Source organism: Paraburkholderia sp. AV2, assembly GCF_054968425.1.
In genome coordinates, this window is record NZ_JBANLK010000001.1 from 218,301 (window position 1) to 238,892 (window position 20,592).

Annotated in this window: 19 protein-coding genes and 1 tRNA gene; 6 read left to right on the forward strand and 14 right to left on the reverse strand. The window is 63.0% G+C overall.

Features of this window, described 5'->3' with window-relative positions:
• Nucleotides 1-12 precede the first annotated feature (12 nt).
• The 4 genes from htpX to def form a co-directional block, all read right to left on the reverse strand.
• A complete protein-coding gene (htpX, locus tag V8683_RS01085; RefSeq protein ID WP_411187789.1) occupies nucleotides 13-870 on the reverse strand; it encodes a zinc metalloprotease HtpX in 858 nt (285 codons plus the stop codon).
• Nucleotides 871-984: 114 nt separating this feature from the next.
• Nucleotides 985-1,638 carry a LysE family translocator gene (locus V8683_RS01090; protein WP_411187791.1) on the reverse strand — a complete coding sequence of 218 codons (654 nt, stop codon included), beginning with the start codon at nucleotides 1,636-1,638 and terminating at the stop codon, nucleotides 985-987.
• 102 nt (nucleotides 1,639-1,740) lie between these two features.
• Entirely contained in the window at nucleotides 1,741-2,739 is a 999-nt protein-coding gene (gene fmt, locus V8683_RS01095) for a methionyl-tRNA formyltransferase (RefSeq protein WP_411187793.1), read from the reverse strand.
• Nucleotides 2,740-2,814: 75 nt separating this feature from the next.
• A complete protein-coding gene (def, locus tag V8683_RS01100) occupies nucleotides 2,815-3,318 on the reverse strand; it encodes a peptide deformylase (RefSeq protein ID WP_411187795.1) in 504 nt (167 codons plus the stop codon).
• Between the two features lie 255 nt (nucleotides 3,319-3,573).
• Between def and dprA the strand changes: the two genes are divergently transcribed.
• The 3 genes from dprA (at nucleotide 3,574) to V8683_RS01115 (ending at nucleotide 8,123) form a co-directional block, all read left to right on the forward strand.
• Entirely contained in the window at nucleotides 3,574-4,806 is a 1,233-nt protein-coding gene (gene dprA / locus V8683_RS01105) for a DNA-processing protein DprA (RefSeq protein WP_411187797.1), read from the forward strand.
• Between the two features lie 65 nt (nucleotides 4,807-4,871).
• Entirely contained in the window at nucleotides 4,872-5,249 is a 378-nt protein-coding gene (locus V8683_RS01110; RefSeq protein WP_411187799.1) for a thioredoxin family protein, read from the forward strand.
• 240 nt (nucleotides 5,250-5,489) lie between these two features.
• Complete coding sequence (locus V8683_RS01115) at nucleotides 5,490-8,123, forward strand: DNA topoisomerase III (RefSeq protein ID WP_411187801.1); 2,634 nt, start codon at nucleotides 5,490-5,492, stop codon at nucleotides 8,121-8,123.
• Between the two features lie 117 nt (nucleotides 8,124-8,240).
• Here V8683_RS01115 and V8683_RS01120 read toward each other — a convergent pair whose 3' ends face one another.
• Together V8683_RS01120 and V8683_RS01125 are read right to left on the reverse strand one after the other, a co-directional pair.
• Nucleotides 8,241-9,338: a LysR family transcriptional regulator gene (locus tag V8683_RS01120; protein ID WP_411187803.1), complete on the reverse strand. Its 1,098-nt coding sequence runs from the start codon at nucleotides 9,336-9,338 to the stop codon at nucleotides 8,241-8,243.
• Nucleotides 9,339-9,647: 309 nt separating this feature from the next.
• On the reverse strand, nucleotides 9,648-11,504 hold the full coding sequence (locus tag V8683_RS01125; RefSeq protein ID WP_411187805.1) for a phosphoenolpyruvate carboxykinase (GTP): 1,857 nt from the start codon (nucleotides 11,502-11,504) through the stop codon (nucleotides 9,648-9,650).
• A gap of 413 nt (nucleotides 11,505-11,917) precedes the next feature.
• On the opposite strand from V8683_RS01125, the gene V8683_RS01130 reads away from it, so the two are divergent.
• Nucleotides 11,918-12,931 (forward strand): D-2-hydroxyacid dehydrogenase family protein, encoded by a 1,014-nt coding sequence (locus V8683_RS01130; RefSeq protein ID WP_411187807.1) that lies wholly within the window; start codon nucleotides 11,918-11,920, stop codon nucleotides 12,929-12,931.
• A gap of 49 nt (nucleotides 12,932-12,980) precedes the next feature.
• Here the strand turns inward: V8683_RS01130 and V8683_RS01135 are convergent, their stop codons facing one another.
• Nucleotides 12,981-13,856 (reverse strand): patatin-like phospholipase family protein, encoded by an 876-nt coding sequence (locus V8683_RS01135; RefSeq protein ID WP_411187809.1) that lies wholly within the window; start codon nucleotides 13,854-13,856, stop codon nucleotides 12,981-12,983.
• 20 nt (nucleotides 13,857-13,876) lie between these two features.
• On the reverse strand, nucleotides 13,877-14,293 hold the full coding sequence (locus V8683_RS01140) for a PaaI family thioesterase (RefSeq protein ID WP_027793201.1): 417 nt from the start codon (nucleotides 14,291-14,293) through the stop codon (nucleotides 13,877-13,879).
• 253 nt (nucleotides 14,294-14,546) lie between these two features.
• On the opposite strand from V8683_RS01140, the gene V8683_RS01145 reads away from it, so the two are divergent.
• Nucleotides 14,547-14,622: transfer RNA gene (locus tag V8683_RS01145), tRNA-Lys, on the forward strand.
• Between the two features lie 54 nt (nucleotides 14,623-14,676).
• On the opposite strand, the gene V8683_RS01150 is transcribed toward V8683_RS01145, so the two are convergent.
• A complete protein-coding gene (locus tag V8683_RS01150) occupies nucleotides 14,677-15,687 on the reverse strand; it encodes a tyrosine-type recombinase/integrase (protein WP_411187812.1) in 1,011 nt (336 codons plus the stop codon).
• Nucleotides 15,585-15,830, reverse strand: a complete 246-nt coding sequence (locus V8683_RS01155) for a hypothetical protein (protein ID WP_411190465.1) — start codon at nucleotides 15,828-15,830, stop codon at nucleotides 15,585-15,587. Before V8683_RS01155 ends, V8683_RS01150 begins: the two co-directional genes overlap by 103 nt.
• On the opposite strand from V8683_RS01155, the gene V8683_RS01160 reads away from it, so the two are divergent.
• Nucleotides 15,744-15,935, forward strand: coding sequence for a hypothetical protein (locus V8683_RS01160; RefSeq protein ID WP_411190597.1), 192 nt, complete (start codon nucleotides 15,744-15,746; stop codon nucleotides 15,933-15,935). The two genes, V8683_RS01155 and V8683_RS01160, sit on opposite strands and share 87 nt — an antisense overlap.
• Here the strand turns inward: V8683_RS01160 and mobF are convergent.
• The 4 genes from mobF to V8683_RS01180 are packed head-to-tail and all read right to left on the reverse strand — an operon-like array spanning nucleotide 15,891 to nucleotide 20,368.
• The gene (mobF, locus tag V8683_RS01165; protein ID WP_411187814.1) at nucleotides 15,891-18,491 is read right to left on the reverse strand and encodes a MobF family relaxase; all 2,601 of its coding nucleotides are present in this window, start codon (nucleotides 18,489-18,491) and stop codon (nucleotides 15,891-15,893) included. The two genes, V8683_RS01160 and mobF, sit on opposite strands and share 45 nt — an antisense overlap.
• Nucleotides 18,485-19,723: a type IV secretion system DNA-binding domain-containing protein gene (locus tag V8683_RS01170; protein ID WP_411187815.1), complete on the reverse strand. Its 1,239-nt coding sequence runs from the start codon at nucleotides 19,721-19,723 to the stop codon at nucleotides 18,485-18,487. Before V8683_RS01170 ends, mobF begins: the two co-directional genes overlap by 7 nt.
• 4 nt (nucleotides 19,724-19,727) lie before the next feature.
• Nucleotides 19,728-20,054 (reverse strand): hypothetical protein, encoded by a 327-nt coding sequence (locus tag V8683_RS01175; protein WP_411187816.1) that lies wholly within the window; start codon nucleotides 20,052-20,054, stop codon nucleotides 19,728-19,730.
• Nucleotides 20,054-20,368 carry a hypothetical protein gene (locus V8683_RS01180; RefSeq protein WP_411187818.1) on the reverse strand — a complete coding sequence of 105 codons (315 nt, stop codon included), beginning with the start codon at nucleotides 20,366-20,368 and terminating at the stop codon, nucleotides 20,054-20,056. The genes V8683_RS01175 and V8683_RS01180 overlap by 1 nt, the downstream gene beginning before the upstream one ends.
• Nucleotides 20,369-20,592 lie beyond the last annotated feature (224 nt).

Sequence of the window (20,592 nt, forward strand, 5' to 3'; positions counted from 1 at the left end):
AATGACGTGGGCTTAGTCGAAGCGCCCCGTGCGCGCCATTTCCATGAGACGCGCAATGCGCTCTTCCGTGGCCGGGTGAGTCGAGAACAGATTCTGGATGCCGCCGCCGGAGAGCGGGTTCATGATCATCATCTGCGCGGTGGCGGGATGCGCTTCGGCCGCAGGGAACGGAACGCCCTGCGCGTAGCGATGGATCTTGTCGAGCGCCGACGCAAGAGCCTGCGGATCGCCCGAAATCTGCGCGCCGCCCCGGTCCGCTTCGAATTCGCGTGCCCGCGAAATCGCCATCTGGATCAGCGCGCCGGCAATCGGGGCGAGCAGCGCAACGGCGATACTGGCGATCGGGTTGGCCGGACGGCCGTTCTCATCGCGGCCGCCGAAGAACATTGCAAAGTTCGCGAGCGCCGAAATCGCGCCAGCCATCGTGGCGGAGATCGTCGAAATGAGGATGTCGCGGTGCTTCACGTGCGCGAGTTCGTGCGCCATGACACCCCGCATCTCGCGCTCGGAGAGGACCCGCAGGATGCCGGTGGTGGCCGCAACGGCCGCGTGCTCGGGATTGCGGCCCGTAGCGAACGCGTTGGGTGCGTCTTCGTTGATGAGGTACACGCGCGGCATCGGCAGATTGGCGCGCGTGGCCAGCTCGCGGACCATGCGGTAAAACTGCGGCGCCGTGGTCTCATCCACTTCCTGCGCGTTGTACATGCGCAGGACCATCTTGTCCGAGAACCAGTACGAGAAGAAGTTCATGGCAAGCGCGATCACGAGCGCCAGCATCATGCCGCGCTGGCCCCCGATCATGCCGCCGATCGCGATAAAGAGGGCCGTAATCGCGGCCATCAACATCGCGGTTTTGACCCAGTTGAACATGTGATGTGCTCCTTCACCCAGATGGGATTCAAATCGTCAGGCACCCGCCAAGAAAAAGCGGCGAGCGCAATGTAAGCGATTTGTTAGATATGGGCGAGCGCGAAAAATTCAACTTCAGCGCGTGGCGGTGGCAAGCTTCACGCCCAGACCGACGAACGCCGTGCCGACCGTGCGGTCGAGCCACTTCTTGACGCCGGGCTTGCCCGAGAAACGCCGCGTGACGCTGCCGGAGATCCAGGCGACGAAGCTGTTCCAGACCGTGCTCATCAACACGAACACGACGCCCAGCGCGAGGAACGCGAGCGCCTTGTGGGCGCTCTCCGTGCTCACGAACTGCGGAAAGAACGAGACGAAGAACAGCACGACCTTGGGGTTGAGCACGTTGGTCCAGAAACCTTGCAGAAAAAGCTGGCGCAGCGGACGCGGCGCCGGGGCGGTGCTGGACAGCTCGGCCTCCGCGGCCTCGGTCGGGGTGCGCTCCGTCTTCGCGAAGATCAGCCGCGTACCCAGATAGACGAGGTAGATCGCGCCGACGAACTTGACGACGGTAAACGCCGTGGCGGACGCCGCCAGCAGCGCAGTGAGACCAAATGCGCAGGCGAGCGCATGCACACAGCATCCAGCCGAGATGCCGAGCGCGGAGATAAGACCGGCGCTGCGCCCTTGCGCGACGCTACGACCAACGATGTAAGCGGTATCCGGGCCCGGCGTCACGTTCAACAGAAAGACCGCGACGCAGAAAAAACCAAAATGGGTAATGCCGAGCATGACGTCCTTAGGAAATACGAATCAGGCGAGTCGATTCTAACGCGCCTCGCAGTGCACTCGGGATCTGCCGAACGGACGACTGGCGGGTATCGGTGCCGTCGCTCAGACTGCCGATGATTCCGGGAGTTCGAAGCGCTGGCCCGCGACGAGCGGCAGGCCCGCCAGGAACTCGCGCGCCGGCAGACGTTTGCCGCCGGGCTTCTGCAGTTGCGTTACGCGCAGCGCGCCCTCGCCGCATGCGACTACGACACCGGCGGGCGTAACGTCCAGAATCTGGCCCGGCACGGCGCCCGCGGGGAGAGGCGCGCCGTCGGCCGGCTCGGCAGCCCATAGCTTGAGCTGCGCGCCGTCCAGCGTCGCAGCGCCGCCCGGAAACGGATCGAATGCGCGAATCTGGCGTGCCAGCACGAGCGCCGGGCGGCGCCAGTCTAGCTGCGCCTCCTGCTTGCCGATTTTTTCGGCATAGGTCGCGCCCTCGGCCGGCTGCGGCGTCGCGGGCAAAGCGCCGTTGCGCTCCAGTCCGGCCAGCGCTTCGACGATCATCTGCGCACCCCGCTGCGCGAGGCGGTCGTGCAGCGTGGCCGTCGTATCGCCGGGCGCGATCGGCATGCGTGCCTCCACGATCATCGGACCGGTGTCGAGGCCCGCGTCCATCTGCATCAGCGTAATGCCGGTCTCGGCGTCGCCCGCCTCGATCGCGCGGTGGATCGGCGCAGCGCCGCGCCAGCGCGGCAAGAGCGATCCATGGATGTTGATGCAGCCGTGCGGCGGGATATCGAGGACTTCCTGCGGCAGGATCAGGCCGTAGGCGGCCACGACCATGACGTCGTGCGGCGTCGCGCGCAGCAGGTCCAGCGCGGCGGCCGCTTCCTCGGGATACTTGCCCGCGCGGCGCAGCGACGTGGGCTGCGCGATGGCCAAGCCGTGCTCCTGCGCGTAACGCTTGACCGGGCTCGCCTGCAGCTTCATCCCGCGCCCTGCCGGGCGGTCGGGCTGGGTCAGCACGAGCGGGACCGGGAAGCCCGATTCATGGATCGCCGCGAGCGCCGCGGCGGCGAATTCCGGCGTGCCGGCAAAGATGACGCGAAGGGAGTGGCTCATGAGCGCTCGGAAAACCAGTCGATCAAGGAAACGGCGCAGCGGCGCAAAGCGGGCGTAAAAATGGGCCCAAGCGCGTCACATCGCGCGTTCGAGCTTCTTCATCTTGTTCTTGATGCGCGTCTGCTTGAGCGACGAGAGGTATTCGACGAAGACGCGCCCCGTCAGGTGATCCATCTCGTGCTGGATGCACACGGCGAGCAGGCCTTCGCAGTCGACTTCGTAGGTCTCGCCCTTCTCGTTCTGCGCACGCACGCGCACTTTTTCCGCGCGCTCGACGTTGTCGTAGATGCCCGGCACCGAGAGGCAGCCCTCTTCGTTGAGCTTGCGCTCGTCGCTCGACCAGACGATCTCCGGGTTGATGAACACGCGCAACTCTTCGTGCGTATCGGAGACGTCGATCACCACGACGCGCTCGTGCACGTCCACCTGGGTCGCCGCAAGGCCGACGCCGGGTGCGGCGTACATCGTCTCGGCCATGTCGGCCACGAGCTTGCGGATGCGGTCGTCGAAGACCTCGACCGGCTTCGCAATTTTGTGCAGACGCTTGTCCGGGTAATGAAGGATGTTCAGTAGAGCCATGATTTAACGGAGTTTCTCGGGGCGCCGGTAGCGATGGGCGTCGCGCAGACTAGCCATTCGGCCAGCTTGTCGGACCGTCGCAGGATAGCGAGGATAGTCGGACGATACGGCCGGATTCAACGCGCCGCCCGCCCCGCAGGCCTGTGCCAACTGCCAATGTCTACGCAACGCCTCGGGGAAGCGCCGCATTGTATTTCGGATGGTGAAAATTTTATCACGACGGGTTGCAATGCGCCCGGCGTGGGAGTTCCTGCCATGCTCGCCACCTTGCCGCTCGCCGCGGACGAACGTGCCGCCTGGCTGCGCCTTGCCACGGCACGCGGCCTGAAACCGGCAGCGCTACGCGCGCTGCTCGGCGCCTTCGGGTTGCCTCAAAACGTGCTGGCGCAGCCATTCGCCGCCCTCGCCTCCACAGCCGGCACCGAAGCAGCACGCGCAGCGCTGGGCCCCCCAGCGGCAGATTTTGCGGCGCAACTCGACACGCTGGAAACATGGTGCGCAACGCCCGGCAACACGCTGCTCACACTTGCCGATCCGGCCTACCCGCCGCGGCTCTTCAGCACGTCCGATCCGCCACCGCTCCTCTACGTGCAAGGCCGCATCTCGCTGCTGCACGAACGCAGTATTGCCGTGGTCGGCAGCCGCAGCGCCACGCCACCGGCGCTCGAAGACGCCGCGCGCTTCGGACGCGCATTCGCCGCCTCGGGCCTCGTCGTCGTATCCGGGCTCGCACTCGGCGTAGACGGTGCCGCGCATCGTGGCGCGCTCGACGAATCCGGCGCAACCGTGGCGGTCGTCGGCACCGGAATCGATCTCGTATATCCGGTCGCGCACCGCGCGCTCGCCGCGCGAATCGCCGAGCGCGGCGCGGTCGTCTCCGAATGGCCGCTCGGCACGCCCGCGCGTTCCGCAAACTTCCCGCAGCGTAACCGCGTGATCGCAGCGCTCGTCGAGGGCGTTCTGGTCGTGGAAGCCGCCATGCGCTCGGGCTCGCTCATCACCGCGCGGCTCGCCAACGAAATGGGGCGCGACGTATTCGCGCTGCCGGGATCGATACACGCGCCGCTCACTCGCGGCTGCCATCGATTAATCAAGCAGGGCGCGCAGCTCGTCGAGACACCGGAGGAAGTGCTCGAATCGCTCGGCGCATTGCATTCGGCAGTTCGACCCAACGCACGCCCGAAACACGCTGCCCGCAACAGCCGAGGCACGCCCTGCCAACTGGCTTTACCGGCAAGCGCCACCGTGCCCGACGGGGACGCCCAAGCCCCGGCGATGCCACGGGAAACCAAACGGCCCGCCAGCCTCGGCCCCGAAGCCCAGCGGCTGCTCGACGCCCTGGGTCACGCGCCGGCCACGCTTGAAATCCTCGCGCAGCGCACCGACATGGCCGAAGCGGCGCTGCAAGCCATCCTGCTGCACCTGGAGCTGGCCGGCTACCTCAGCGCCTTGCCCGGCGGGCGGTTCGTGAGGGCGACACCTCGCTAGCGCCGGCGTGTTACATTCGCGCCAAATGCAACGCCTCTATATATAAGAGTAAGCAAGGAACGACCATGCCCGCGCTAGACCTCGACACCGACGGCGACCGGATTGCCGGTCGCGTAGCCGACCATGACACGCTGTTCGTGGCATGCCTGTGCGCGCAATGGTGCGGCACGTGCCGCGACTATCGGGCCACCTTCGACCGCATCGCCGACGCGCACCCGACTATGTGCTTCGCCTGGATCGACATCGAGACCCATGCCGACCGTTTCGACGATCTCGACGTGGAAAATTTCCCGACCATCCTGATCGAAGACGGGACCGCCACCCGCTTTTTTGGCACGGTACTGCCGCACGGCGCCGTGGTCGAACGTATGCTGGCCGACCTGACTGCGCTGCCGGGCGTGAAGGACGCGCCCAAGCTTCGCCCAGCGCTTGCCGAGGCGTAGTCGCAGGAACGCCTGCGGCTGCGCGTGTTCCTGTAATACAACATAAACAGCGGCCCTGAGCCGATCATCCAACCCCAGCAGGACCCATGCTTGCAGCCCGGCTTGCGACACCCTTATGATTGGGCGCCGCGCGCCGCGGGGGCCAGATTAGCAGCAGAGACGAAAATCGCCGCCGGCGCGCCTTGTGCTATAAAGCGGTCGAGAACAGCCGCCAACCCGGATTACCCACTTACACCAGTCATGTCCAAAGCTCTGATCATCGCCGAGAAGCCGTCCGTCGCGAACGACATCGCGCGCGCGCTGGGCGGGTTTACCAAGCATGACGAGTACTACGAAAGCGACGACTACGTCCTTTCGTCGGCGGTCGGCCATCTGCTGGAAATCGCCGCGCCCGAGGAATACGAAGTCAAGCGAGGCAAATGGAGTTTCGCGCATCTGCCCGTTATCCCGCCCCATTTCGACCTGAACCCGATCGCCAAGAGCGAATCGCGGCTCAAGGTGCTTACGAAATTGATGAAGCGCAAGGATGTCGAACGCCTCATCAATGCATGCGACGCGGGGCGCGAGGGCGAGCTGATCTTTCGCCTGATCGCGCAGCACGCGAAGGCGAAGCAGCCGGTCCAGCGCCTGTGGCTTCAGTCGATGACGCCCGCCGCGATCCGCGACGGTTTCACGCATCTGCGCAGCGACGACGACATGCTGCCGCTCGCCGACGCCGCACGCTGCCGCTCGGAAGCCGACTGGCTCGTGGGCATCAACGGCACGCGCGCCATGACCGCGTTCAACAGCAAGGGCGGCGGTTTCTTCCTGACCACCGTCGGCCGCGTTCAGACGCCAACGTTGTCGATCGTCGTCGAACGTGAAGAGAAAATCCGCCGTTTCGTGCCGCGCGACTACTGGGAAGTGCGCGCCGAATTCGTCTGCGCGGGCGGCTTCTACGAAGGCCGCTGGTATGACCCCAAGTTCAAGCGCGACGAGTTCGATCCGGAAAAGCGCGACTCGCGCCTCTGGAGCCTGCCGGCCGCCGAAACCATCGTCGCCGCCTGCCACGGCCGCGAAGGCACCGTTACCGAAGAATCGAAGCCGTCCACGCAGCTCTCGCCCGCGCTCTTCGACCTGACGAGCCTGCAGCGCGAAGCCAACGGCCGCTTCGGCTTTTCGGCCAAGAACACGCTCGGCCTTGCCCAGGCGCTGTACGAAAAGCACAAGGTGCTCACCTACCCGCGTACCGACGCGCGCGCGCTGCCCGAAGACTATATGGACACGGTCAAGCACACGCTCGAGATGCTCAAGGAGAGCAACAACTACCTGCCGCACGCGAAGCAGGTGCTCGACAAGGGCTGGGTGAAGCCGAACAAGCGCATCTTCGACAACTCGAAGATCAGCGATCACTTCGCCATCATCCCGACGCTGCAGGCGCCGAAGTCGCTCTCCGAGCCGGAGCAGAAGCTCTATGACCTCGTCGTGAAGCGCTTCCTCGCCGTGTTCTTCCCGGCGGCCGAATACCGCGTCACGACGCGCATTACCGAAGTCGCGGGCCATCACTTCAAGACCGAGGGCAAGGTCCTGGTCGAGCCGGGCTGGCTGCAGGTGTACGGCCGCGACGCGGGAGGCGACGACGCCAACCTCGTACCCGTGCAGAAGAACGAGAAGGTCAAGACCGACAAGATCGCGGCGCACCAGCTCGTCACCAAACCGCCCGCGCGCTACAACGAAGCCACGCTGCTCTCGGCGATGGAAGGCGCCGGCAAGCTCGTCGACGACGAAGAGCTGCGCGAGGCGATGGCCGCGAAAGGCCTCGGCACGCCGGCCACACGCGCGGCGATCATCGAAGGTCTGCTCGGCGAAAAATACCTCGTGCGCGAAGGCCGCGACCTGATCCCGACCGCCAAGGCGTTCCAGTTGATGACGCTGCTGCGCGGCCTCGGCGTGGAAGAACTCACCGCACCGGAACTCACCGGCGAGTGGGAGTACAAGCTTTCGCAGATGGAGCGCGGCAAGCTCCCACGCGACGCGTTCATGCAGGAAATCGCCCGCATGACGCAGACCATCGTGAAGCGCGCGAAAGAGTACGACTCCGACACCATTCCGGGCGACTACGCGACACTGGAAACGCCGTGTCCCAACTGCGGCGGGCAGGTGAAGGAGAACTACCGCCGCTTCGCGTGCACGAAGTGCGAGTTTTCGATTTCCAAAATCCCGGGCGGCCGTCAGTTCGAGATTCCCGAGGTCGAAGAGCTGTTGCAGAACAAGACGATCGGACCGCTGTCGGGCTTCCGCAGCAAGATGGGTCGTCCGTTCTCGGCCATCCTCAAGCTCTCGTTCGACGACGAAACGAAGAACTACAAGCTCGAATTCGACTTCGGCCAGGATCAGGGCGGCGAAGACGGCGAGGCGCCGGACTTCTCGGCTCAGGAAGCTGTGGGGGCCTGCCCGAAATGCGGCGGCCGCGTATTCGAGCACGGCATGAGCTACGTCTGCGAGCATTCGGTGGCCAACCCGAAGACCTGCGACTTCCGTTCGGGCAAGGTGATCCTCCAGCAGGAGATCGCGCGCGAGCAGATGGCGAAGCTGCTCGAGGAAGGCCGCACGGACCTGCTGACGAACTTCAAGTCGTCGCGCACGGGACGTAACTTCAAGGCGTTCCTCGTCAAGCAGAGCGACGGCAAGATCGGCTTCGAATTCGAGAAGAAGGAGCCGGGTGCGAAGACGGCGGCCAAGGGCGCGGCGCGCAAGACCGCTGCGTCGGCATCCACTGGAGCGCCGGAAGCCGCCAACGACGAAGCAGAGGAAAACGCCAAGCCGGCCGCCCGCAAGACCCCGGCGCGCAAAACCGCCGCCCGCAAGACCCCGGCCAGAAAGACAGGCTCGTAAAGTCGAGCGAGCGCGCTACGCCTTGCCGTACAGGCGGGGGTTCGCCACACCAGAGCAAAAGGCGCGACCCATAACGGGCCACGCCTTTTTTATCGCCTTTAAGACGAAATACCTGCCTTATAGCGGAGACATCGCCGAAGTTCGAGTGCGCGGAGCGGAAGCACGAGCCGCTTTCGGTGCGTGCTCGGTGTCCAGCAGCGTCCCCGCGGCTTCGGCCTCGTCGAACGCTTCCTGCGCGACCGGATGCTGCGCCCCTTGGCGTTCCCGCTCAGGCGCCGGGCGGGCGAGGCCGTCCTTCACCCACTGTTCGCCGAACTGGCCGTTCGGCGTCTGGCTGAAATGCTCGACGAGGTGGTCGATGAACGTGCGCACCTTGGCCGGCAGATGGCGGCGGCTAGGATATGCGATGTTGATCTCCACCTGAGGCAGCCGGTATTCGCCGAGCAGACGCACGAGCCGCCCGCGCGCCATGTCGCGGCCAATCAGGTAACTCGGCAGGATCGCAATGCCCATCCCGAGCAACGCGAACTGGCGCAGCATTTCCGTATTGTTCGCGACGATCACGTTGGTCGGACGCACGCGGATTTCACCGTCCGGGCCCGTGAATACACGTTCGTCGCCCCAGAACTCCGAGGGCAGCGACAGGCAGGGATGCTCCGTCATCTGCTCGGGACGCGTAGGCGTGCCGTGTTTCTCGAGGTAGGCGGGCGTCGCGCACACCGTCATGCAGCCCGTCGTGAGGCGCCGCGTGACGATGCTCGCGCTACGCATCTGGCGCGCCGTGACCACACCGAGATCGAAACCCTCTTCGACAAGATCGACCTGACGGTCGACGAGCGTCACGTCCGGCACAACCTGCGGAAAACGCTGCGTATAGGTTTGCAGAACCGGGGCCAGATTATGGAGCCCGAACACCACGGGCGCGACAATGCGCAACGTGCCGACGGGCTCGTGATTGCGGGCCACCACCATCTGCTCGACGTCTTCGAGTTCGTCGAGAATCTGGCGGGCGCGTTCCAGATAAACCTGACCGGATTCGGTCAGCGAGAGGCTGCGGGTCGTGCGATTGAGCAGACGCGTGCCGAGCCGACCTTCGAGGTCGGCAACGTGACGCGTCGCAACCGCGTTGGAGATATCCATCGCGGCGGCGGCCCGGGCAAAACTGCCGAGGTCGGCCACCTTGACGAATACTCGCATCGACTGCAAATGATCCATGAGACAACTCCTGCCTTGTATTACGGTTCGCTGAACACCACTCAGCGGACCGTGAATTCTCCTACGACCAGGGATTTCCTGCAGAAGTTGCCTACAGACTTCAGGTTTTCTTAAGATTTTCTTTAATTATGTTACTCAACGAATTAACCAGGCGTTCATTGTTTCCTGACAAGAAACAATTTTGCGCGATGCAGCAAAAAAGCGTAGCGACAAGCGAATAGCCAGCCTGTCGCGCCGTGCGCAGATGCAGCAATGAAAAAGACCGCCCGAGGGCGGTCTTTTGTCAGTAAGCACTCACATTCTGCCAACTCAGGCTTCCAGACGCTCCCCCAGCTTCTCGCACGTCTGGCGTAGAGCCTGCGGCAATCCGTACGCAAGTTTTTCGAACAGTTCGGCATGCAGCACCAGTTCTGCGCGCCAGGCTTCGGCATCGACCGAGATCACCTGCTCGAATTGGGCCGGCGAGAAATCGAGGCCGTGCCAGTTCAGATCGTCGTAACGCGGCGAAACGCCGAACGCGTGCGCGTCGCCCTGTGCTTCGCCCTCGACGCGCCGGACCATCCACTCCAGCACGCGCATGTTCTCGCCGAAACCCGGCCACACGAACTTGCCATCCGGCCCCTTGCGGAACCAGTTCACGCAGAAGATGCGCGGCAGCGTCGCGCCGAGTTGCGTGAGCTTCGCGCCCACGTTCAGCCAGTGCTCGAAATACCCTGCCATGTTGTAGCCGCAGAACGGCAGCATGGCGAACGGATCGCGACGCACCACGCCTTGCTGGCCCGCCGCGGCGGCCGTGGTCTCCGAACCCATGGTCGCCGCCATGTACACGCCTTCGGTCCAGTCGCGCGCCTCGGTCACGAGCGGCACCGTGGTCGAGCGGCGTCCGCCGAACAGGAACGCGTCGATCGCCACGCCCTTCGGATCCTCCCATTGCGCGTCGATCGACGGACACTGCGAGGCCGGCGCCGTGAAACGCGCGTTCGGATGCGCCGCCTTGCGGCCGGTCTCCTTCGCGATCTCGGGCGTCCAGTCCTTGCCCTGCCAGTCGATCAGATGCGCGGGCGGGGTGTCGGTCATGCCCTCCCACCAGACGTCGCCGTCGTCGGTCAGCGCGACGTTCGTGAAGATCACGTTCTCCTTGAGCGTCGCCATGGCGTTGTAGTTGGTCTTCTCGCTCGTGCCCGGCGCCACGCCGAAATAGCCCGCTTCCGGGTTGATCGCGTAGAGACGGCCGTCGGCGCCCGGCTTGATCCAGGCAATGTCGTCGCCGATCGTCGAGATTTCCCAGCCGTTCATGGCGGGCGGCGGGATCAGCATCGCGAAGTTGGTCTTCCCGCACGCCGACGGAAACGCTGCCGCAACGTGATATTTGCGGCCCTCGGGCGAACGCACGCCCAGTATCAGCATGTGCTCGGCAAGCCAGCCTTCGGCCCGACCCATCGTCGAAGCGATGCGTAGCGCGAAGCACTTCTTGCCGAGCAGCGCATTGCCGCCATAGCCGGAGCCATAGCTCCAGATCTCGCGCGTTTCGGGGAAATGGACGATGTACTTCGTGTCGTTGCAGGGCCACGGCACGTCCTTTTGGCCTGCGGCGAGCGGCGCGCCCACCGAGTGCACGCACGGCACGAACGCGCCGTCCTCGCCGAGCACGTCGTAGACCGCCCGGCCCATGCGCGTCATGATCTGCATGTTGACGACCACGTAGGGGCTGTCGGACAGCTCCACGCCGATATGCGCGATGGGCGAGCCTAGCGGCCCCATCGAGAACGGCACCACATACATCGTGCGGCCGCGCATCGAGCCTGCGAACAGGCCATCGAGTGTCGCGCGCATTTCGGCAGGCGCGATCCAGTTGTTGGTCGGTCCGGCGTCCTCCTTGCGCTGCGCGCAGATGAAAGTGCGGTCCTCCACGCGCGCAACGTCCGAAGGATCGGAGCATGCGAGATACGAATTCGGCCGCTTCGCGGGATTGAGCTTGCGCAGGGTGCCGGCTTCGACCATCTGCTGGCACAGGCGGTCGTATTCCTCCTGCGAACCGTCGCACCAGACGATGCGGTCCGGCTGCGTATGCGCGGCGACCTTCTGCACCCATTCGACCAATTTTCGGTGGCGCACCCAGGCAGGCACCTGCGCTGCGGCCTGGGCCTGGAAGTCGGGATGATTCATCGAGCGTTCTCCATTCAGGGCTGTAAACAGGATTCGGCCCTTTTCGACGCTGCAAGCGAGAGGCGCAACGGCTGCGAAGCGAATGCTTGACGGCAATCAGCATCCTGTTCGGTTCGCGCAGTTGGGCAGGTCGTCAAGGCCCTTTCAGCAGGGGTTCGCAACCGTCTGTAAAGCGGCTTGCATCCGAACCCGACAAGCTGTTAAAAGTTGCAAATTCGCGGCAAGACCCGCGCCAGATACATCACATGCAAGAGCAACCGTGGTGCCCGCAACGACTGGGGATAACGCGAGGCGCTCCGCACGCAAACAGCTTTAGCTATTCATACCAGCCCTGCGCGTGCTGCATAGTGGGAAAACCACCAGATGAACACGAGCCGCACCAATAACGGTGCGGCAGATCACAAACCCGTGCCATGAAAATTGCCATCCTTGACGACTACCAGGACGCCGTCCGCAAGCTCGACTGTTTTCAACTGCTCGCCGACCACGAGGTCAAGGTTTTCAACAACACCGTACGTGGACTCGGGCAGCTTGCGAGCCGTCTCTCCGAAGTCGAAGCCCTCGTGCTGATCCGCGAGCGCACGCGCATCAGCTCGCAACTGCTCGACAAACTCCCGCATCTGCGCATGATCAGCCAGACGGGCCGTGCCGGACCGCACGTCGATATCGAGGCCTGTAGCGAGCGCGGCATTGCGGTGCTCGAAGGCTCGGGCTCACCCTTCGCGCCCGCCGAACTCACCTGGGCGCTCGTCATGGCCGCGCAGCGGCGTATCCCGCAGTACGTCGCGAACCTCAAGCAGGGTGCCTGGCAGCAGTCCGGCCTGAAGACCTCGGCCATGCCGCCGAACTTCGGGCTCGGCCAGGTGCTGCGTGGACAGACGCTCGGCATCTGGGGCTACGGCAAGATCGGCCGGCTCGTGGCGGGCTACGGCAAGGCGTTCGGGATGCGCGTGATCGTCTGGGGTCGCGAGCATTCGCTCGAAGCGGCGCGCGCGGACGGCTACGAAGCCGCGGCGAGCCGCGAAGCGCTGTTCGAGGAAAGCGATGTGCTCTCACTGCACCTGCGGCTGCACGACGACACGCGCGGCATCGTGAAGCAGGAAGACCTGCTGCGCATGAAACCGACAGCGTTGCTCGTCAACACGAGCCGCGCGGAGCTGCTGGAAGAGAATGCGCTGCTCGGCGCCCTCTCGCACAACCGGCCGGGCATGGTGGCGATCGACGTGTTCGAAAGCGAGCCGATCCTGCAAGGCTACAGCCTGCTGCGCATGGAGAACGTGATCTGCACGCCGCACATCGGCTATGTGGAACGCGAAAGCTACGAGCTGTACTTCAGCGCGGCGTTCCGCAACATCCTGGCGTTCGATGCCGGCGACACGTCGAGCGTCGCCAATCCGGACGCGCTGCAGGGCGGACGGCGCAAGTAAGGCAGGCGCGACGACCGGGCGTCGCGTAGCTCACCGCGCGCGGCGCCGCTTACACGTGCGCGGCGGCTTCGAGCACCTCGGGCAGGCGTTCGAGGAAACGCTCGCCATCCCTACGCCCCAGGTTGTACGCGTGCGGCATCTGTTGCGGACTCGTGTAGTCCCAGCTCGAAATCGGCACCCTCGCCGACGGCTGCACGTAAATGCGCTGCTGCTCGCCCTGCGGCCCATGCGGCACGACGAACATCTGCGGACGCGGATAGAGCCGCGTCACCATCACGAGCACGCGGCCGGGCGTGGCGTCGAGCGCGCCCACCGGCACGTTGTCGACCATGCCGCCGTCGAGCACGGGACGCCCGTTGCGCCGCAGAACCGGCGTGAACGGCGGCGTGCAGGAAGATTGCAGGATCAGGTCGGCGAGATCTTCGACACTCGCGCACGCCTGCGCGGTCACGAACTCCGGGCGGAAGCCGAGCGCGCGGCCGAGCGTGGGATGCAGGGTCTTGCGGACGTGCTTCTCGATGTTGTACGCGATCAGACCCGCCGCGACGGCGCTGCGCGCGCCTAGCCAGCGCGGCACGTGCGAAACGCCGATGCGGATCTCGGGCGCGTCCTTGAGCTTGCCGAAGCGCTCGCCGTAGATGTCGAGCAGCGCCTGACGATAGATGCGGTAATGCGGGAACACCGACTCGCCGCGCAGCAGGTTGCCCCAGTACGCGTTGCGCTTGTTGTGGCGCAGCGCGTCTTCGTAATAGCGCATGACCCAGTCGGCGTCGCGCGTGTACAGCATGCACGCCGTGGCGGCGCCTGCCGAAATACCGGTGATCACGCGCGGACGGATCTGCAGTTCGGGTTGCACGACGTCCCAGAAACCGGCTTGCCACCAGCAGCGGTTGCCGCCGCCGGCGAAAACTACCTGATCGAACATGCGTTGGGGTTCCTTCCAGCCTAGGGGCGCGCCTCGTCGAGCAGCGCATAGGTGGATGTTGCATGAACGGCCATGCGGCCGTCTTCGTCGTAGAGTTCCACCTCGCCGAACACCAGATTGCGGCCCATGCGCAGAACCCGGGCGGTGACGAGCACGTCGCCCTTGCGGACGGCGCGCATGAAGTTCGTGTTCAGCGCCACGGTCGTCATGGGCCTGAACTCGCCTAGCGCCGCCGAAATGGCGACGATCATCGCGGTATCCGCGGCGGCCATGAACACCTGGCCGGAAATCGCGCCACCCGCGTGACGCAGTTCGCCGGAAAACGGCAGGCGCAAGGTGACGCTCTCGTCGCTGACTTCGACCGGCTTCAGCCCGAGCGCGCGCACCCACGGCGCAAGCACGCGCTCTAGCAGCGCGTCGATTGCTTTGTCGTCCATCGATTGCCTTTCTGAATGCTGTCCGGGCGGCGGTTCCAGCGAAGCGGCCGGCGCACGGCTCAAGTCAAGTACAGGTGTGGTGTGGCGACATCATACCGGGATGGCGCCGCGCCGCGCGTAATGGACTTAATGCGCGGGGGGCTGCGAGCGAGGGCTTGCGTGGCCGGTCAAGCTTACGGGCAACTTTTCTCAGGAATTTTGCGAAAAGGACTTGGCAAGACTCAGAATATCCTGCATAATTTCGCTTCTGTTGGGGGCGTTAGCTCAGTTGGTAGAGCAGCGGACTCTTAATCCGTAGGTCGAGTGTTCGAGTCACTCACGCCCCACCAAGTATTTAAAGGGTTCCAAGCGATTGGAACCCTTTTTCATTTCTGGCGCCGTAGCTACAGCGTAGCTGCATCTACGAGTACGGAATCCAACCGCGATGCTGCGACAGCAAGGTGATCCGGTGCCAAGTGAGCGTAGCGCTCCACCATCGCCCCAGTTCTCCACCCACCCAATCTCTGTAGCTCATGGGTCGGCGTTCCCGCCTGCCGCTGCCAAGTCGCCCAGGTATGTCTCAAGTCATGCCAGCGAAAGTCCGCGATGCCAGCCCGCATCAAGGCGGCCCGCCAAGCCTTCGTATTCGCTGAATTGATCGGCCGCCCCCTGAAAGTGAAAACTCGCTGGGGGTGCCGCCCAATCTGTCGCTTGAGTACATCCATCGCCGTCTCGCTCAACGGAACCGCAATAGGGCGGCGGTTCTTTGATTGCGTACCCTTCACCCAGGCATGGCGCAGCTCCAGATTCACCTGAGCCCACTCCAGCTTGAGGACGTTGCTCTGTCTCAAACCCGTTGCCAAGGCAAACAGCACGCAATCGCGCTGATGCTCCGGTAACTCCTGAAGCAGGCTGCGGGCCTGCTCCGGGGTCAACGACCGTTCACGGTTATTTGCTTCTTTAAAGAGCCTGACCTTGGGCACCTTGTCGATCCATTCCCATTCGTCTCGTGCCCGAAGAAGGATGGCTCGAACCAGTGCCAAGTAACGGTTGCATGTGCCTTTCGAACCCTCTTTAAGCCTTGCAGACCTGATTCGATCGATCACATCCATCGTGATTTCATCGAGATTCAGGCTACCGAGATAAGCATGCAGCCATACCAGCTTCCGCTTGTCCTCTTTATGCGTAGCCTTCTCCGAGGTTTCCTCCAGCCAGCGAACAACCGCCTCACGCCAAGAACGCTTGGGCTTAACCCCGAGACGCTCTTGCTCCCACAATGACGCCTTCAGCATGTCGTGATATTCCTGGGCCGCTACCTTGTCGGCAGTCCCAGTACTTCGCTGTATTGCCGGTCCACTGCGGGGCGTGAGCTTGACCCACCAATAGGGGGAGTCCTTGCGTTTGAAGAGTGACATATTTCGTTCCTTGCAGTGTCACCCTGCAACGCTCGCCGCGTATATTGTGACCGGATGTGTTCGATCAGGTCAATTTTGAGAAAAACCCAGCGCTTGCCGATCTTGGCACCAGGAACAGACCCGGTTTTCGCCTTTTCCAGCAGCGTGACTGGATGAATCTTCAGGAACTCGGCGGCCTGTTGCAGGGTGAACGTCTCCATGCATCAACCCCCGATTTCCGGGCCGTCATGCCGATGCTGACCGGCTGAATCCAGCTCCAGCGCAGCGCCCTTGGCGCTCTCACGCGACACGGCATCGGACAACATGGAGCGATCATCGGTATAAATCGTGACCTCATCCCGGGCGCGAGAAATCGCGACGTACCACGCGTTCTCGCTCATCGTCATGCTGTGGCTGTCGGCCTCGACCAATACACGATCGACGGTTTGCCCCTGAGATGCATGAACCGTCACGCAGTAGCCATGATCGAGATGCAGCGGTTGCGACGCATCGAGTATCAGTTGCCGGCCGTCTTCCCGGCTGAGCGTCAATGTTTGTCGTTCGACATCGATGCCCGCGACGATTGCCCGATCTCCGTTTGCAATTTCACGTCCGTAATCGTTCGCCGTTAGCCGGACAGCATCGCCCAACGCCAGCTCCCGAGAAACCAGTTGATACGCGCTCAGGTTGGTCTGAATGGCCGGATGCCACTCAACGCGCCCCCCATCACTACGGAGCAGCGTAACGCGCCCTTGAGATACCTCTTCAACCCGAGCCCAGTCGCCCCGACCGATTCCCAGCGATGCGTACGATTTCTGAGCCTGGACAATGTCCCCAGCTTGATACGACAAGGAACTTCGGGCCTGCGCCATCGTCAGGTCCTTACGCTCCATCGTGGCGACCATGACCCCATGCCCCGCCAGCCCCAACGCTGTCCGAACCTGTTCGTTGATAGAGGCTCTAGCCGCGCGGGTGCCAGCAACAATCAACGATGCCTTACGCTCGTCCGGCGACAACCCGGAAAACTCTCGCGCAATGGCCTGGTGGCGCTCGCGGCCATCATTGATTTCGATCACATTCCGGGCGAGAGCCGACAACGAGCGCGCACCGTCGCCACGTGCAGCCAGCTCCACGGCATGGCGCAGACGCGCATCGTTCTGCCGGAGAATTTCGCTCATCTCGGCGCGTGCGATGCCAGCCTCCTGAAGCTGTGCGAATGGTCGACCCGCCTCGATAGCCTGGAGCTGCTGTACGTCGCCAATGAGCACTACCCGCGCATTCGCCTGCTCGACGCGGGACAGAATGGCATGCATGTCTCGGGCTGATACCATACCGGCTTCGTCTACGATCAGTACGGTTTGCGGCGTGAGCCCCGGCGCTTCGCGGTTGATGAATGCTGCGATGGTCTCGCTCTTGATGCCCACCCCGGACAGTTCCCGAGCTGCGGCAGCAGATGGCGCAATGCCAACGAGCTGGTAGCCGCGTTGATGCACGACCGGCGACGCCACGCCCAGCATAGCGGTCTTACCCGTTCCGGCCAGCCCCTGTATGGCGCTCACCCTGCTATCCGTCACCAGCATGAGCGCCGCTGCCGCCTGCTGCCCCGAGCGCAGATTCGAAGCGGACAAGATGCACCCAACCTGTTGTCCATCCATGATCGGCTCGACGGCTGCTCGACCGCGCAACTCCATCGCAAGAATCTCACGCTCGCGCTGCTGAGCCACTGGCGTGGTGTAGCGTCCATCCTGCGCGATCAGCAAGCCACCGGCAAGCTGATGCGAGATTTCGGCCCGAATTGCATCAAGATTGGTACCGCCCGTGCCCACCTCCAATGCCGCACGCAAAATCTGCGCATCAGTCACGACGGACTGGCGCTCGGTCGTATGTGCAATGGCGTGCGCGACGGCTTCTCGTGTACTCGCCGGATCAATCTGGACCGTAGACAGCTCCAGGGCACGCCGCAATGAAAAATCGATGCCAAGCTCGTGGCTTTTTCCTTGCCACGTCTCATGCAATGCAGCTCGATTCACCTCGCCCTTGGCCTCACGCGTGACCAGCGTCGCCCGCTGTCTCTCAGTGTGGGTCGCATCTGCCCTTGTCAGACCGTCATTGGCAAGAGCGGTAGTGATCGCCTGACTGCGCTGGCTGAACGCCTGGACCTGGCGGTCGGAAATATGGACAAGCTCGAATCGGCCATCGGCATGGGTCAAACGTATGTCATACCCAAGCCGCAGAGCCTCCAGCGCCAACTCTGAACGGTACAGTGCGCCGACAAGCATTTTCTGGCGCAGAATTTCGCCCGGCTCCAGCGCCCGCCATTCGCCATCGGCCCGCTGCGTTGCATTGATCAGCACCGCATGCGTGTGTAATTGCGGGTCGGTCTCGCGCGAGAGGTCATGCAAAAAGCTGGCGATCAACAGATTGCCGCTCTTCTGAAGCTCGGTTCGCCCCCCGTCCGTTACACGGTACGCAGCAAGTCCCTGTACGTAATCGAGTGCTCGCCCAACGGCGGTCTGATGCGCCTCGACCAGGCGGCTATCTCCACCAATCAACGCCTGCATCGATACCGATTTCGGCGCAGAGAATGTCAGGTCGATGCCAGCTCGTCGTCCATCGCCAGCATTATGAATGTGGCTTCCATTCGGCAGGTGCCCATCAAGAAGGCGTGTAAACGTCGTTGCGTCCACAGCGTCGGCCAACCCCATGCGCTCGGCACCAGCTCCCATCCACTGCGATGGTGAACGATCCCCGGTGTAGTAATTGTCAGTCTCAGCATAATAGGTGCTCGCAGCACCACTATTTTTTACTATAGCAATGCTCAGCATGAGCCCTCCATGAACGGTATCTGTACGGCAGGCCGGAGCACTGGGGAAAATCCAACCTGCCGCACGGGCTCGTTACCAGCCAGAGCAACATAGGCGGTCAAATCGGCGAGCTGGGTCAGCTCGCTCGGCAATGCCAGACGTTCCGTCGAACGCTGCAAGCTTTCTCCGCGAGAGATTCCCTGCATACCGGATTGAGTGCTGTATTGCACCCGGTCGATTTCACGGTCTCCAAGCGCCTTCGAGAGGATTTCGCTGGTATCCGGATCGCTCCGCGATAACGACAGCACCACCAGATTACGAAAACACGAGCGAATGCTGATAGCCGTTTCGCGCCCATACACGCGGTCAAGCTGAGCCGTCGATTGCAACCCGGCGATCACGCAGAGACCATGTTTACGCCCCCTCGTGAGTGCGCCTTCCAATGAACTCAATTGGCCCAGTGCTCCCAGTTCGTCGAGCAACAACCACAACCGGCGATCCGGAGACGGCTGAAGACTCAACACGGCATTGCACAGCAGATCGACCCAGCAGCCGATCAGGGGCTGCATGACTGCCTGCATGTCTTCTCGCCAGGTGATATACAGATTGCTATCTCCGTCCGCCAGCCAGTCGCGAAGACTGAAGCTCCCTGGCTGCAAATACTGGTGGGAATTCAGATATGTGGTCAGAATGAATCTGGTGCTGGCCAGCGCCCGACCCGCATCGCGGTCGAACAGCCCCTGAGCCTGCGTTCCCGAAAGGAGCTTCGCCAACTCCTCGACCGTCGCACTAGTCAACCGGTCGAGCAAGTGCATGGTCGTGTTTTCTCCCTGCCGCATCAGAACGCGCATGCCCTCGGCAGCGAGGATTTGCGAATAGAAATGCCAGCTCGCGTCGGGGCCGTGACCGTCGGGAATGAGGGATTTTGCCAACCGGAAATAATCAAAATCTTTCCGGATTTCGTTAAAAATCGTCCACCCCTGCCCGCGTTGGTCAAACGGATTCAGGATGATGTCGCCGTCGCCACCGAAGTGGGTTAGGTGATGCGCACCAGGATCAACCACGATGGCGCGATCCCCACGGGAGACAAGGCCCGCCAAGACCTCGTCAATTAGAGTGGTCTTGCCGACGCCTGTCGAGCCGACGAGCAGGGTATGAAGGGTCTCGTTTTTGGGGGGGAGGCTAACGCCTCCCAGCGTGATAGAAGCACGCTGGGAGGCGCGTCTGCCGAAAGTGGCAGGACGCGTACGCATGGGCTCAGCCTCCCCGCTCATCGATGAAGCGACTGCCACGGCGATGCACGACATTTGCTTTGCGAGCCCACCAGCGACCAATAATGAGAAACAGAATGGTCGTCTGCAAAACGCTAGTCCATGCGATCAGCATCGCGAGGAGGCTATTAACCGATTCGAAAGAAAGCGGCCAGACGCTCGAAAGCCGAATCAACGCATCGAGCCACGAGTCTCCCAGCTGCTGCCAACATACCACCCACAGGAGAACGCTCTGGACGAGCACGAACACCACAAAGTGAACCACGCGCAGCAGGATGGTGTGGACTTGCTGAATTAACGGATCATGAGCCATCACAATGCCTCCTGGCGGCGCTGGTTGCAGGATGCGGTGATGCGTGCAGCGGCCTGTGGGTGACCATGACTGGCCATCAAACGCACCAGTTGCAATGTTTCTTGGATCGCGCGCCAAGCGTCAGGGGTAGCCGTCGCAGGCGGGGTCGCGACGATGTCACGGATCGCGTCCACGACGCTGAGCCCCTCAACAGCGCGATCAAGCACGGCCCGCATGAACGCCGAAACTGTTAACCCTTCGGCGTCGGCGCGCTTGCGGATCGCATCAAATTGGGCGCAGCTCACCGAAGTTTTGAGAAAATTGCGACGTGCCATCACAGCCCCCACAAAATCAAGGGGTTGGCGGTTTTGTGGTCAGGTGCCGGACAAAAACGTGGCCATACACGCTCCCGCTCAGACGGGGCAGCCGAGGCAATCGAAGATTGCGCAGGTGTGTTGTAATTTCGGGAGCTGGTTTTACCTTTGGACAGCCTATCCCAGCCCCTAAGCTGAACAGACAGGTTGATGCATGCGTCTTTCATCTGACCTCCAATTTACTG

Bases quoted from the DNA above. Each gene is read 5' to 3' on its own strand.
- htpX (WP_411187789.1), bottom strand. From the start codon at position 870: ATGTTCAACTGGGTCAAAACCGCGATGTTGATGGCCGCGATTACGGCC.
- V8683_RS01090 (WP_411187791.1), bottom strand. From the start codon at position 1,638: ATGCTCGGCATTACCCATTTTGGTTTTTTCTGCGTCGCGGTCTTTCTG.
- fmt (WP_411187793.1), bottom strand. From the start codon at position 2,739: ATGAGCCACTCCCTTCGCGTCATCTTTGCCGGCACGCCGGAATTCGCC.
- def (WP_411187795.1), bottom strand. From the start codon at position 3,318: ATGGCTCTACTGAACATCCTTCATTACCCGGACAAGCGTCTGCACAAA.
- dprA (WP_411187797.1), top strand. From the start codon at position 3,574: ATGCTCGCCACCTTGCCGCTCGCCGCGGACGAACGTGCCGCCTGGCTG.
- V8683_RS01110 (WP_411187799.1), top strand. From the start codon at position 4,872: ATGCCCGCGCTAGACCTCGACACCGACGGCGACCGGATTGCCGGTCGC.
- V8683_RS01115 (WP_411187801.1), top strand. From the start codon at position 5,490: ATGTCCAAAGCTCTGATCATCGCCGAGAAGCCGTCCGTCGCGAACGAC.
- V8683_RS01120 (WP_411187803.1), bottom strand. From the start codon at position 9,338: ATGGATCATTTGCAGTCGATGCGAGTATTCGTCAAGGTGGCCGACCTC.
- V8683_RS01125 (WP_411187805.1), bottom strand. From the start codon at position 11,504: ATGAATCATCCCGACTTCCAGGCCCAGGCCGCAGCGCAGGTGCCTGCC.
- V8683_RS01130 (WP_411187807.1), top strand. From the start codon at position 11,918: ATGAAAATTGCCATCCTTGACGACTACCAGGACGCCGTCCGCAAGCTC.
- V8683_RS01135 (WP_411187809.1), bottom strand. From the start codon at position 13,856: ATGTTCGATCAGGTAGTTTTCGCCGGCGGCGGCAACCGCTGCTGGTGG.
- V8683_RS01140 (WP_027793201.1), bottom strand. From the start codon at position 14,293: ATGGACGACAAAGCAATCGACGCGCTGCTAGAGCGCGTGCTTGCGCCG.
- V8683_RS01150 (WP_411187812.1), bottom strand. From the start codon at position 15,687: ATGTCACTCTTCAAACGCAAGGACTCCCCCTATTGGTGGGTCAAGCTC.
- mobF (WP_411187814.1), bottom strand. From the start codon at position 18,491: ATGCTGAGCATTGCTATAGTAAAAAATAGTGGTGCTGCGAGCACCTAT.
- V8683_RS01170 (WP_411187815.1), bottom strand. From the start codon at position 19,723: ATGCGTACGCGTCCTGCCACTTTCGGCAGACGCGCCTCCCAGCGTGCT.
- V8683_RS01175 (WP_411187816.1), bottom strand. From the start codon at position 20,054: ATGGCTCATGATCCGTTAATTCAGCAAGTCCACACCATCCTGCTGCGC.
- V8683_RS01180 (WP_411187818.1), bottom strand. From the start codon at position 20,368: ATGGCACGTCGCAATTTTCTCAAAACTTCGGTGAGCTGCGCCCAATTT.